Raw genomic sequence first — 12205 nt, forward strand, 5'->3', positions numbered from 1 at the left:
CCGGAGCTGCGCCTGGCCCCCGCCGCCCTCGGGGCGTCCGTGAGCCTGGCGCAGCGGCTGGTGTTCGCGCACGAGCAGGACCCGGGCGGCCCCCGCTCCCTGGAGGCCCTGATGGAGGTGGACCCGGCCCAGCTGCGGCTGGCCGGGCTGGCCATGGGGCACCGCATCCTCACGCTGCGCTGGGACGGCGCCACCCTGGACGAGGAGCGGGACCCTCGCCTCCCTGCCCAGTTCAACTCCGCCCTGGTGCTCCGGGACGTGCAGCTCGTCTACTGGCCGGCCGACGCCGTGCGCGCCGCCCTGCCCGCCGGCTGGACGCTGGAGGATGGGCCGGGACAGCGGTCCCTGTCGAAGAACGGCAGGGAATGGGTGACGGTGCGCTACGATGGGCAGCCGCGCTGGGAAGGGCGCACGCAGCTCACCAACCTGTCCGAGCACTACCAGCTCACCATCGAGTCCCACGTCGCGGACGAGTGACACCCATGTCTCCTGTCTTCCTCAATCAGCTGGGCCTCGTCTGCGCGTTGGGCTCCGGGAAGCAGGAGGTGGCGCGGGCCCTGTTCGCGGACACCGTCTCCGGCGTTGCTTCACATGACGGGTTCGCGGACCGCCCGCTGCACCTGGGCGTCGTCTCTTCCCCGCTCGCGGCCCAGGACGCCCTGCCCCCTTCGCAGCACAGCCGCAACAACGCGCTCCTGCTCACCGCGCTGGAGCAGATACGCCCTGCCGTGGACGCCGCCATTGCCCGGTTCGGCCCCGCGCGCGTGGCGGTGGTGCTGGGCACCAGCACCTCCGGCATCGGCGAGAGCGAGGTCGCCATGGTCAGCCACCTGGCCACGGGCGAATTGCCCTCGCGCTTCCACCTGCACCAGCAGGAGCTGGGCTCCCCGGCGCTGGCGCTCACGCAGGTGCTGGGCGCGGGCGGCCCCGCCTACGTCATCTCCACCGCGTGCTCCTCCAGCGCCAAGGCCCTGGCCAGCGCGGCGCGGATGCTGCGCGCGGGCACCGTGGACGCGGTGCTGACGGGCGGCGTGGATTCGCTGTGCCGCTTCACCGTCGCGGGCTTCCGCGCGCTGGACTCCGTGAGCGAGGAGCGCTGTAACCCAATGAGCGCCCACCGCCACGGCATCAACATCGGCGAGGCCGCGGCGCTCTTCCTGATGACGCGCGAGCCGGGGCCGGTGCGCCTGTCCGGCTGGGGCGAGTCCTCCGACGCGCACCACATCTCCGCGCCGGAGCCCGGCGGCAAGGGCGCCATGGCCGCCATCCAGGAGGCCCTTAAGCGCGCGGGCGTCTCCGCGGAGCAGGTGGACTACGTGAACCTGCACGGCACGGCGACGGTGCAGAACGACGCCATGGAGAGCCGCGCGGTGCACGCGCTGCTGGGGCCGGACGTGAAGGCCAGCTCCACCAAGCCGCTCACCGGCCACACGCTGGGGGCCGCGGGCGCGCTGGAGGCGGCGTTCGCGTACGTCACGCTGGTGGACAACCCGGAGGGACGGCTGCCCGCGCACTTCTGGGACGGGGCCGTGGACCCTTCGATTCCGGCGCTGTCGCTGGTGAAGCCGGGCGAGGCGCTGGGGCGCCCGGTCCAGCGCGTGCTGAGCAACTCGTTCGCCTTCGGGGGCAGCAACGCCGCCCTCGTGCTGGAGCGCGCATGATGCGCATCGTCATCAACGAGCCCATCGAGGCGCTGGTGCCCCACGAGGGGCGCATGCGGCTGCTCGACCGCGCCCTGGAGGGCGACACGGACTCCCTGGTCGCGGAGGTCACCGTGCGCGAGGACAGCCTCTTCTTCGCCGACGGCGCCGTGGGCGGCTGGGTGGGCATCGAGTACATGGCGCAGGCCGTGGCCGCCTGGGCCGGGTGGCATGCGCGCAGGCGCGGCGGCATGCCCCGGGTGGGCTTCCTCTTGGGCACGCGCCGCTACGAATGCAGCCGCCCCGTCTTCAAGCTGGGCGAGTGCCTGCGCGTGGAGGTCCACCGCCAGTTCTCCGCGGACAACGGGCTGGGCCAGTTCGACTGCACCCTCACGGTGGGCACGGAGAAGGTGGCCACGGCGGCGCTGACGGTCTACGAGCCGCAACCGGGGCAGGACCTGGGAAGGGGCAACACAGATGGGTGACAAGACGGTGCTGGTGACGGGCTCCAGCCGGGGCATCGGCCGCGCCATCGCGCTGCGCCTGGCCCGCGACGGCTATGACGTCGTGGTGCACTGCCGCAGCAAGCGCGACGAAGCGGACGCCGTGGCCGCGCAGGTGCGCGAGGCGGGCCGCGAGGCGCGCGTGCTCCAGTTCGACGTCGCGGACCGCGCGGGCACGCAGGCCGCGCTGCTGGCCGACGTGGAGGCCCACGGCTGCTACTACGGCGTGGTGTGCAACGCGGGCATCGCGCGCGACAATGCCTTCCCCGCCATGACGGCCGACGAGTGGGACAGCGTCATCCACACCAACCTGGACGCCTTCTACAACGTGCTCAACCCGCTCACGATGCCGCTGGTGCGCCGCAAGAAGCCGGGCCGCATCGTCACGCTGGCGTCCGTGTCCGGGCTCATGGGCAACCGGGGCCAGGTGAACTACAGCGCCGCGAAGGCGGGCATCATCGGCGCGACGAAGGCGCTGGCGGTGGAACTGGCCAAGCGCGACATCACCGTCAACTGCGTGGCGCCGGGCCTCATCGACACGGAGATGGTGCCTGCGGAAGTGGTGGAGGAAGCGATGAAGATCATTCCCGCCCGCCGGATGGGCAGGCCCGAGGAGGTCGCCGCCGCGGTGAGCTTCCTCATGGCGGAGGACGCGGGCTACATCACACGGCAGGTGATTTCGGTGAACGGGGGGATGATCGGATGAAGCGCGTGGTGGTCACCGGAGTCGGTGCGCTGAGCCCCCTGGGACACGACTGGAAGACGGTCGAGGCGCGGCTGCGTGCGCGTCAGAACGCCGTCCAGGTGATGGAGCCCTGGAAGGAATACGAAGGCCTGAACACGCGGCTGGGCGCGCCTGCCCTGCCCTTTGAGCTGCCGCCGTCCGCGTACTCGCGCAAGACGACGCGCACCATGGGCCGCGTGGCGCTGATGGCGACGCGGGCCAGCGAGCTGGCGCTCCAGGACGCGGGCCTGCTGGGCGACCCCCTGGTGAAGGGGGGGAAGATGGGCATCGCCTACGGCTCCTCCGCGGGGACGCCGGAGAACATGGGCGACTTCGGCAAGATGATCACCCACAAGACGACGGAGGGCATCACCGCGACGACGTACCTGCGGATGATGTCCCATACGGCGGCGGTGAACATCGGCGTCTTCTTCGGCATCACCGGCCGCATCGTCACCACGTCCAGCGCGTGCACCTCCGGCAGCCAGGGCATCGGCTACGCGTACGAGGCCATCAAGCTGGGCCGCCAGGTGGCGATGCTCGCGGGCGGCGCGGAGGAGCTGGACGCCACGGGCGCGGCGGTGTTCGACACCCTCTTCGCCACCAGCACGAAGCACAACGAGGCGCCGCACCAGTCCCCCCGCCCCTTCCACGCCCAGCGCGACGGGCTGGTGCTGGGCGAGGGCGCGTGCACGCTGGTGCTGGAGGAGCTGGAGCACGCGAAGGCGCGCGGCGCCACCATCCACGCGGAGCTGCTGGGGTACGGCACCAACAGCGACGGGCGGCACGTCACGCAGCCCAACGCGGACACCATGGCGGAGGCCATGCGGCTGGCGCTGGAGGACGCGGGCGTGCCGGCGTCCGCCATCCCCTACGTCAACGCGCACGGCACGGCGACGGACACGGGCGACGTGGCGGAGAGCGCGGCGACGAAGATGGTGTTCGGGGAGAAGGTCGCCATCTCCAGCCTCAAGAGCTACATGGGCCACACGCTGGGGGCCTGCGGCGCGCTGGAGGCGTGGATGAGCATCCAGATGATGCGCTCGGACTGGTTCGCGCCGACGCTGCACCTGACGGCGGACTCCGTGGATCCGAAGTGCGCGCCCCTGGACTATGTCATGGGCGAGGGACGTGCTTTGCAGACGGACCTGGTGATGAGCAACAACTTCGCCTTCGGCGGCATCAACACGTCGTTGATCTTCCGCCGCTGGCCTTGATGCCTGGAGACCCCGCGATGAAGAAAGCCCTCCTGTTGCTGGCCCTGACCGCCGCCACCCCCGCGCTGGCGCGCGACACCGTGACGAAGGTGAAGCTGGCGGACGTGCTGGCCCTGCCGGAAGCCAAGGAGAAGCTGGACGGAACGGTGAAGTTCTACCTGGAAGGCGCGAAGACGCCCAACGTGCTCAAGACGCTGGGCAGCGACACCACGAACAAGAAGACCAACGGCGTGGGGAAGTCCGACGACTACGCCTGCAAGTGGGCCGCCCTCTCCGCGCTCATCGCCCTGCAGGAGGGCGCGAAGAAGAACGGCGCCAACGCGGTGGTCCACATCGTGAGCTACTACAAGAAGGTGGAGGGCAAGAGCGCCACCGAGATCGAGTGCCACGCCGGCAGCTTCGTCACGGGCGTCGCGCTCAAGGGCGACTACGCCACCATCGCGAAGTAGCGCTGGGCCCGGGCGCGGCGGCCGCTACCGCCGCGCCGGCACCTCGATGCGACAGACGCTCGCGGGCGCCAGGTTCCGCGAGCGCATCCAGGCCTCCAGGTCGCGGTCGATGCGCGCGGCGGCCTCCGCGGTGAAGCGGCGGTTGTCCTGGAGCTTCCACCCCTGCGGGTAGTTGCCCGAGTAGCCATTCACCGTGGGCACGCCGCGCTCCATGGATGCCCACACCGCGTCCAGGGTGTACTTCCACTCCTGCGCCTCGCCGGACGTCGGCGCGTAGAAGAAGCTCGCGCAGCCGGGCGGGATGCGCGCGGCCACCGCCTCCACGTCCGCGCGGGCCTCGTGCCGGTCGTAGACGCCGCCGGTGAGGCCCTGCTCCAGCAGGCACAGCGCGCCCAGCCCCACCGCCAGCGCCACGCGGCCGGAGTCCCACTGCCGCTGGAGGTACAGCGCCAGCCCCACGCCCGCGGGCACCAGCAGCCACATGCCGATGCGCGCCAGCGCGCGGATGGCCGCCGCCCCGGGCACGCCGTGGAAGACGAGCCACCAGGGCGTGAAGCCCCCCGTGTAGCGCGAGGCGAGCAGCACGGTGGCCACCGTCACGACGAGCAGCAACCGCACGGCGGGCCGTGAGCGCGCCTGCCACAGGCCCATGCCCGCCAGCACCGGCGTGACGAAGCCGAAGCCCAGCCGGTGCTCCCACGCCACGGGCATGCGCTGGAACTTGGAGAAGCCGTTCGTCCAGCCGTACAGCCAGCTGTCCTGCCCCAGGAAGAACCAGCTCCAGATGCGCGGCACCATGGGTGAAACTTCGCTGAAGGTGCGCAGGCCCACCGTGCCGATGGCCTGGCGCGAGTGCAGGACGAGGGGCGCGAGCAGCGCCAGTCCCAGGACGCCGAAGCCCGCGAGCGCCGGGAGGTGGCGGCGCAGCGCCGTCAGCAGCGGGCCGCGCGTGTCCTTGAAGACGAGCCCGGCGATGAACGCCAGGAGCAGGAAGAAGAAGAGGAACCAGCCCCAGTAGAAGCCCGCGTAGAGCTGCGCTACGAACGCGCCCACCAGCAGCGCGGCCCAGGCCACCCCTCGCCGCCGGTCCGTCTCCGGCCGCGTCAGCGCGACCACCGCGCCCACGGCGAGGAGCGCGAAGAACTGCCCTTCCAGCTGCGGGTGGTTGAGCTGGTTGATGCGCGGCGCGCCGGCCGTGAAGAGCACCGCGCCCACCACCGCCGGGAAGGCGCGCAGGCCGAACCCGCGCCGCAGCAGCCACACCGCCGCGGCGTAGTTCAGCGCGGCCATGGTGAGCGTCCACGCCTGCCACGACAGGTCCGCGCCCAGGCCCAGCACGCGCCACACCCAGTAGAACGGCGCCACGCCCAGGAGCACGTCGGAGTACGCGGCGACGTTGGGCTCGGGGTGGAACATCGGCGGATCCCAGAAGCGCGCGTGCGCCGGGTCGCCGGACACGAAGCGCCAGCCGTGCTCCAGGATGTAGTGGTTGAAGCGTACGTCGCCCTCGTCCCCCTGCACCAGGCGCAGCCCGGACAGGATGGAGGGATGGTGCGACAGCAGCAGGGCCACCACGCCGCCGACGAGGACGAGCAGGGCGACGCGGGTGCGTTCCGAGACGGCGGTTCCCATGGGCGCAGGGAGCGTTAACACACCGGGCCGGCCCCCTGGAACGACGGAGGGCGCCTGTCACGCGCGTCCCCGTCCCTGCTCCGGTGGACTTCAGCGCAGCGGCAGGTCCAACCAGGACGGCCCGCCGAGCGACACCGTCGCGCCCGTGCTGTTCGCGTCCAGGTAGAGCGGGTCCTCCGTGTCCACGACGAGCGCCAGCCGGTGCAGCACGGGGACGTCGTACGCGGTGGCGGGGAACACCAGATCCAGGTCGAGCGGCACGCCCGGCGTGGCGCCCTTCCAGGACAGGGGCACGTGGGTGATGAGGCCGCCGTAGTCGCCGAGCAGATCGTACAGGTAGGCGACGACCGTGCCCGACGCGGTGGACGGCGTGACGCGCACGCGCAGGGACGCCGACCCACGGATGGAGAGGCCACTCAGGGTGGTGGACGACGTCCAGACGCCCGCGTTGAGGCGGTTCACGCCCGGCAGCCAGACCACGGGCGGGATGCCGGTCAGCGCCTGGAGCCCGTTGGTCAAGAGCGCCACGCCCGCGTCGGCGGAGGTGTCGAAGCCGGACCAGACCACCCGCGAGCCGCCGGAGGTCGGCGAGCCGCCCAGGGTGCCGGTGCCATCCAGCAGGCGGATGGCGCCCAGGCCGTAGCGCTGCGAGCTCCGGGAGACCTGGGCCCAGGACGCATAGCCCTCCACGTCGCCGTCGTAGGTGCGCAGCACGACGGGCGCCTCGCCGGCGATGCCCGTGTCCACGCCCGCGACGTACTGGTCCATCCAGCGCGTCACGCTGGTCCAGACGCCATTGGGCAGGCCCAGCAGGCCCGTGGCCTCCACGACGGCGTGGTCACCCGGAGCGAACTCCAGCCGCTTGGGGCCCGTGAGCTGGCCGTAGAAAGACACCAGCTGGTTGGGCGGAAAGAGGCTGTCGCCGTAGGCGTTGGCCATCAGGATGGCGGGCTTGTTGGCGTTGATCCGGCTGATGTACGTGGCCGCCGAGCGCACGCGGCCCCAGGCCTTGATGGACTCGATGTCCTGGTTGGCGAAGTAGTTGTTGAGGGTCGTGCGCAGCTCGGGGCTGGGCCGGCCCAGCAGCGTCGCGGCGAGGTCGAGCAGCGCCACCGCCTGCGGACGCCGCGTCTCTCCGCCAAACAGCGACGCCACCAGGTCCGACCAGCCGGAGAGCGCCGCCACCGCCTTCACGCGCGGGTCGAAGCCGGAGGCGATGAGCGCGATGCCGGCGCCATACGAAACCCCCGCGAGCCCGATGCGCGAGGGATTCGCGGTCGTGTTGGCGAGCATCCAATCCATGACGCGCGACGTGTCCGCGATGTCCGCGGGTCCCGCCGTATCAATGCCACCGCCGGACGCCCAGAAGCCGCGCGGCGTGTAGGAGAGCGCCACGTAGCCCTTCTGCGCCAGCGCGTTGGCCTGGGCCAGGTACTCCAGGTCGTTGAGCCCCCAGCTCGAGATGAAGACCACGGCCGGATGAGGGCCCGGCGTGGTGGGCGCGATGTAGTTGGCCTTGAGCACGGTGCCGTCGCTCATGGGGATGTCGACGAACCGGAAGCCCGTCGTCGGCAGGGCCATGCCCGTGAGCGGCAGCAGCAGGAACAACAGGACCACGGGCAGACGCGTGCACCACGCAGGGGGTTTCAACGTCATTGAGACACCTCGGGGGCGGCGGGTAATTGACGCGCCGCCAATATGAGATGCGTTGATTCCCGAGTCAACACGCGGACAGGAATAAGCAGGATTCCAAACCAGGCGCGATGTTTGTTATTTCAAAGCAGCTTCTGTCCCAGCACGTCGAAAGCCTCGATGGGATTCGCGGCGGCACGGCTTGTCGGGTATGCGTCAGCGAGCAGGGTCCAGATCATCATGTCCCGGAGCACGCCGTCGGGTGCGACGAGCCGCTGTCGCAGCGTGCCTTCGTGGACGAACCCCAGCCTCCGGGCGACCGCCGCGCTGCGCACGTTGCGGGGATCGCAGTGGATCTCCACCCGGCGCACCCCCTCCACCTCGAAGGCGACGCGGGTGAGCGCTCCGGCGACCTCCGTCGCGAGCCCCCGGCCCGTGTGGCTGGCCGAAATCCAGTAGCCGATCTCCAGTGCGCCCTCCCCCACCCGGGGATGCAGCCCCGTGCCGCCGAGGACCTCGGAGCCGTCGCGATTGAAGACGCCGTAGGCGAAGTCCTGTCCCAGGTCGAACAGCCCGCGCATCCGGCGCAGCTGCCCCGCCTGCTGCGCCACGGTCATGGGGTAGCGCTTCGCCCACTCCATCCAGGGACGCAGGTGCTCCAGGTTGGCCTCGATGGCGCGCAGTGCCAGCCCGGCCTCGGACGGTGACCAGCAGCGGAGCACGGTGTGCTCGGTCTGGACTGTGTATGCAGGACGGAAGGCGGTCGGAGTCATGCGTCCCCCTGGAAGGGCTCCATCCCTGAACGTAGCCGATTCCCGGCCCGCTTCTCTTCGCGCATTGGCGGACAGCCACCCGGGGCCCGGGGGCGGGATGGCCAAGGGGACGCGCATTGCCAGCTTCCCGCATCCCGGACGCTCCCGCCCTGGAGGGATGCTTTCATGCTGTCACCGCGACGCTGTCCGCCTTGCCTCGCTGTCCTGCTGGCCCTGTGTCTGGGCGGGTGGTCAGGAGCCGGGGCCCCGCCCCTGGCCCCGCTCACCCTGCCAGCAGGCTTCTCCTCCGAGCTCGTGGTCGCGGGCCTGCAGTACCCGACGACGTTCGCGAACCTTCCCGATGGACGCATCCTCATCGCCGAGAAGGATGGCGCGGTCCGGCTCTTCAAGGACGGCGTGCTCCAGCCCGTGCCGTTCATCGACATCCGCGCGCGGGTGAACTCGCACCATGACCGCGGGCTGCTGGGGCTCGCGGTGGATCCGGACTTCGCCACCAATGGCTTCATCTACCTGCTCTACACCTACGACGACGATGGCACGGATGACTCCGGCCCCAAGACGTCGCGGCTGGCGCGCTACACCGCCCAGGGGGACATGGCTTCGCCCGCGAGCGAGGTCGTGCTGCTGGGCACCACCGTGGGCAATTCCTGCAATGACTTTCCCGCGGGCGCGGATTGCATTCCCTCGGACAGCGCCTCGCACTCCGTGGGCAGCGTTCGCTTCGCGCCGGACGGCACCCTCTTCGTGACGTCGGGCGATGGAGCCAGCTTCGACGCCGTCGATGACGACGCCCTGCGGGCGCAGAGCCTGGACTCACTCGCGGGCAAGGTGCTGCGCATCACCCGCACCGGCCAGGGCGTGGCCTCGAACCCGTTCTGGAACGGGGATGCCAGCGCCAACCGCTCCAAGGTGTGGGCGCTGGGGCTGCGCAATCCCTATCGCTTCAGCCTGCGCCCCGGCACCTCCACGCCCTACCTGGGCGACGTCGGCTGGAGCACCTACGAGGAGATCAACGTCGCGCCGCCGGGGGCGAACCTGGGCTGGCCCTGCTACGAGGGCCCCTTCCGCCAGCACGGCTATGAACCCAAGCCCGTCTGCCAGGCCCTCTACGCCCGGGGGCCCGCCGCGGTGAGGGCTCCGCTGTACTCCTGGGACCACGGCGTCGGCCAGACGGCCACGGGCGGCTTCTTCTACACGGGCACCGCGTTCCCGGAGACGTGGCAGGGCGCCTACTTCTTTGGCGACTACTCCCAGCAGTGGATCCGCACCCTCCGGGTGGATGCGAATGATCAGCTCGTGCCGGACAGCGTGACGCTGTTCGCGACCGGGGTGGGCGGGCTGGTCGAGCTCGGCATCGGACCGGACTCCAACCCCTTCTACGTGGACATCCTCGCGGGCGAGCTGCGCCGAATCCGCTACACGGCGGGCAACACGCCGCCCACGGCGGTGGCCTCGGCGACGCCGCGACGGGGTGAGCCTCCGCTGCTCGTGCGCTTCTCCAGCGCGGGCTCCAGCGACCCGGACGGGGACGCGCTCCAGTACCGCTGGGACTTCGGGGACGGCTCCCCCGTGTCCACGCTTCCCGCCCCGGAGCACACGTATGCCGTGACCGGCTTCTACGTGGCCCGGCTGACCGTCAGCGACGGGCGCGGCGGCAGCCACTCCGCCGCCGTGAGCGTCACCGTGGGCAACGCGCTCCCGGTCGTGACCATCGACTCGCCCTCGCCGACGTACCGCTTCAAGGTCGGCGACGTGGTGACCTACTCGGGCTCCGCGGTGGACCCCACCGAGGGCCCCATCCCCGGCGACCGGCTGAGGTGGACCATCACGCTGCGCCACTGCACGGCGGGGACCTGCCACACCCATCCGTACTCCACGAGCACGGGCGCGACCGGCGCCTTCACCGTCCCGGACCATGGAGACGAGGTGCACTTCGACATCAAGCTGACCGCGATGAACTCGACGGGGCTGACGAGCAGCCGGCAGATCTCCGTGGACCCGCAGCTCGTGCAGGTGACGCTCCAGACGTCACCGCCGGGGCTGGAGCTGGTGTTCGACGGCACGAGCGGACCGGCGCCGCGGATCCGCGCTGTCATCGCCGGCTCCTCGCACACCGTGGGCGCTCCGTCGCCGCAAGGCGTCTTCGAGTTCCGCGAGTGGTCGGACGCAGGGGCCGCGGAGCACGTCATCCAGGCCGGCTCGAGCGACGCCAGCTACACGGCCACCTTCGAGGCCGTCGCCCCCATGGAGTGCCCGCTCGGACAGTACCGGGCGGAGTACTTCGGCAACCGGGACCTGGAGGGCGCCCCCGCGCGGGTGCGCTGCGAGGCGGCGCCGCTGTCGAAGTTCTGGGGCACGGGCAGCCCCGTGCCGGAGGTGGGGCCCGACGACTTCTCCGTGCGCTGGACGGGACGGTTCTACTTCGTGCCGGGCCTGTTCTACTTCCTCGCCCAGGCGGATGACGGCGTCCGCGTGTTCGTGGACGGCTCGCGCATCATCGACGCGTGGAGGGACCAGTCGACCACGAGCTTCGTCGTGGGCCGCTGGATGAGCGCCGGCGAGCACACGGTGGTCATGGAGTATTACGAACACGGGGGCGATGCCGTGGCCGGGCTCCGCTGGACCCGCTGAAGCCGGGGGAAGGACACTGCGCGCATGCGACGGTTCAACGCGCTCACCTTCCAGACCGCGCTGCTTGCGAGCAGCGCGGTGTTCGCTTGCGAGACATGCCGCCCGGCGGTGGAGGCCGGCATCTTCAACGAACACTTCTGGGGCCGGCTGGCCATCACCCTGCTGCCCTTCGGCGTCGTCCTGTGCGTCGTGGCGCCGCTGCACTTCCTGGGACGTGAGCGATGAGCCCGATGCACCGGGGGCCGCTGCTCTCCGCGGGCGTGATGCTGGGCGTGGGGCTGGGCGGCTTCGTCGACGGCATCCTCCTGCACCAGCTCCTGCAATGGCACAACATGCTCTCCAGCCACCTGCCGCCGGACACGCTGGTGAACGCCAAGGTGAACATGTTCTGGGACGGCCTCTTCCACGCCTTCACCTGGCTCATGACCTTCAGCGGCCTGGTGCTGCTCTGGCGCGCGGGCTTGAGGACGGACGTGCCGTGGTCCACGCGCACCTTCGCCGGGTGCCTGCTGGGAGGCTGGGGCCTCTTCAACGTCGTCGAGGGCCTCATCGACCACCAACTCCTGGGCGTGCACCACGTGCGCACCGGCCCTTCGCAGACCGCCTGGGACGTGGGCTTCCTCCTCTTCGGGCTGGCCCTGCTGCTCGCGGGCGGCGCGCTCATCCGCGCGGGCCGTGAGGACGTCACGCCCCGGGGGGCCGCCGCCCCGCCTTGAGCCCTTGAGCCTGGAGGACGACACCGCACCGCGCCATCGTCCCGGGGTTCAAGCCAGGACCGGGAGCGCAATTGGCGCCTGGAACGCAATGGCTGGGATGAAACCGCCGTTTGCGCTGTTGGCGACGCGCCCGCGTGCGCCAGAGTGCGCCACCCCGTTCGGGCACATCCAGGAGCCTCCATGTCGTTCCGTTCCAGACCGCCGTTTGGCGCCGCGCGCATGACGCTCGGCGTCTGCGCGTCCGCGCTCATCACCGCGTGCGCATCCACCGCACCCGCGGAGAAGTCC

General features: G+C 71.0%; 12 protein-coding genes. 9 read left to right on the forward strand and 3 right to left on the reverse strand.

Annotated features, from left to right (window positions below):
• The 6 genes from D7W79_RS29390 to D7W79_RS29415 form a co-directional block, all read left to right on the forward strand.
• Positions 1-477 (forward strand): DUF3261 domain-containing protein (locus tag D7W79_RS29390; protein ID WP_147442114.1); only part of this gene is annotated, 477 nt, incomplete at its 5' end.
• Between the two features lie 5 nt (positions 478-482).
• Entirely contained in the window at positions 483-1661 is a 1179-nt protein-coding gene (locus D7W79_RS29395) for a beta-ketoacyl-ACP synthase (RefSeq protein ID WP_120528694.1), read from the forward strand.
• Positions 1658-2125: a hotdog family protein gene (locus tag D7W79_RS29400; RefSeq protein WP_120528695.1), complete on the forward strand. Its 468-nt coding sequence runs from the start codon at positions 1658-1660 to the stop codon at positions 2123-2125. The genes D7W79_RS29395 and D7W79_RS29400 overlap by 4 nt, the downstream gene beginning before the upstream one ends.
• Positions 2118-2849 (forward strand): 3-oxoacyl-ACP reductase FabG, encoded by a 732-nt coding sequence (gene fabG / locus D7W79_RS29405; protein WP_120528696.1) that lies wholly within the window; start codon positions 2118-2120, stop codon positions 2847-2849. The genes D7W79_RS29400 and fabG overlap by 8 nt, the downstream gene beginning before the upstream one ends.
• Positions 2846-4084: a beta-ketoacyl-ACP synthase gene (locus D7W79_RS29410; protein WP_120528697.1), complete on the forward strand. Its 1239-nt coding sequence runs from the start codon at positions 2846-2848 to the stop codon at positions 4082-4084. Before fabG ends, D7W79_RS29410 begins: the two co-directional genes overlap by 4 nt.
• Before the next feature lie 17 nt (positions 4085-4101).
• Positions 4102-4533, forward strand: coding sequence for an excinuclease ATPase subunit (locus D7W79_RS29415; RefSeq protein WP_120528698.1), 432 nt, complete (start codon positions 4102-4104; stop codon positions 4531-4533).
• Between the two features lie 24 nt (positions 4534-4557).
• Here the strand turns inward: D7W79_RS29415 and D7W79_RS29420 are convergent, their stop codons facing one another.
• The 3 genes from D7W79_RS29420 to D7W79_RS29430 all read right to left on the reverse strand — a co-directional run bounded on the left by D7W79_RS29420 (position 4558) and on the right by D7W79_RS29430 (position 8570).
• Positions 4558-6165, reverse strand: a complete 1608-nt coding sequence (locus D7W79_RS29420; RefSeq protein ID WP_120528699.1) for a DUF2339 domain-containing protein — start codon at positions 6163-6165, stop codon at positions 4558-4560.
• A 90-nt stretch (positions 6166-6255) separates the two neighbouring features.
• Positions 6256-7782 carry a CocE/NonD family hydrolase gene (locus D7W79_RS29425; RefSeq protein ID WP_244222031.1) on the reverse strand — a complete coding sequence of 509 codons (1527 nt, stop codon included), beginning with the start codon at positions 7780-7782 and terminating at the stop codon, positions 6256-6258.
• Between the two features lie 158 nt (positions 7783-7940).
• Positions 7941-8570: a GNAT family N-acetyltransferase gene (locus D7W79_RS29430; RefSeq protein ID WP_120528701.1), complete on the reverse strand. Its 630-nt coding sequence runs from the start codon at positions 8568-8570 to the stop codon at positions 7941-7943.
• A 294-nt stretch (positions 8571-8864) separates the two neighbouring features.
• Between D7W79_RS29430 and D7W79_RS29435 the strand changes: the two genes are divergently transcribed.
• The 3 genes from D7W79_RS29435 to D7W79_RS29445 are packed head-to-tail and all read left to right on the forward strand — an operon-like array spanning position 8865 to position 11917.
• Entirely contained in the window at positions 8865-11201 is a 2337-nt protein-coding gene (locus tag D7W79_RS29435) for a PQQ-dependent sugar dehydrogenase (protein ID WP_244222032.1), read from the forward strand.
• A 24-nt stretch (positions 11202-11225) separates the two neighbouring features.
• Positions 11226-11426: a hypothetical protein gene (locus D7W79_RS29440; RefSeq protein ID WP_120528703.1), complete on the forward strand. Its 201-nt coding sequence runs from the start codon at positions 11226-11228 to the stop codon at positions 11424-11426.
• Positions 11423-11917: a DUF2243 domain-containing protein gene (locus tag D7W79_RS29445; RefSeq protein WP_120528704.1), complete on the forward strand. Its 495-nt coding sequence runs from the start codon at positions 11423-11425 to the stop codon at positions 11915-11917. Before D7W79_RS29440 ends, D7W79_RS29445 begins: the two co-directional genes overlap by 4 nt.
• Positions 11918-12205: the final 288 nt, after the last annotated feature.

Origin of the sequence: Corallococcus exercitus (genome assembly GCF_003611585.1) — a bacterium.
In the GTDB taxonomy this organism is placed as follows: domain Bacteria; phylum Myxococcota; class Myxococcia; order Myxococcales; family Myxococcaceae; genus Corallococcus; species Corallococcus exercitus.

Bases quoted from the DNA above. Each gene is read 5' to 3' on its own strand.
- D7W79_RS29395 (WP_120528694.1), top strand. From the start codon at position 483: ATGTCTCCTGTCTTCCTCAATCAGCTGGGCCTCGTCTGCGCGTTGGGC.
- D7W79_RS29400 (WP_120528695.1), top strand. From the start codon at position 1,658: ATGATGCGCATCGTCATCAACGAGCCCATCGAGGCGCTGGTGCCCCAC.
- fabG (WP_120528696.1), top strand. From the start codon at position 2,118: ATGGGTGACAAGACGGTGCTGGTGACGGGCTCCAGCCGGGGCATCGGC.
- D7W79_RS29410 (WP_120528697.1), top strand. From the start codon at position 2,846: ATGAAGCGCGTGGTGGTCACCGGAGTCGGTGCGCTGAGCCCCCTGGGA.
- D7W79_RS29415 (WP_120528698.1), top strand. From the start codon at position 4,102: ATGAAGAAAGCCCTCCTGTTGCTGGCCCTGACCGCCGCCACCCCCGCG.
- D7W79_RS29420 (WP_120528699.1), bottom strand. From the start codon at position 6,165: ATGGGAACCGCCGTCTCGGAACGCACCCGCGTCGCCCTGCTCGTCCTC.
- D7W79_RS29430 (WP_120528701.1), bottom strand. From the start codon at position 8,570: ATGACTCCGACCGCCTTCCGTCCTGCATACACAGTCCAGACCGAGCAC.
- D7W79_RS29440 (WP_120528703.1), top strand. From the start codon at position 11,226: ATGCGACGGTTCAACGCGCTCACCTTCCAGACCGCGCTGCTTGCGAGC.
- D7W79_RS29445 (WP_120528704.1), top strand. From the start codon at position 11,423: ATGAGCCCGATGCACCGGGGGCCGCTGCTCTCCGCGGGCGTGATGCTG.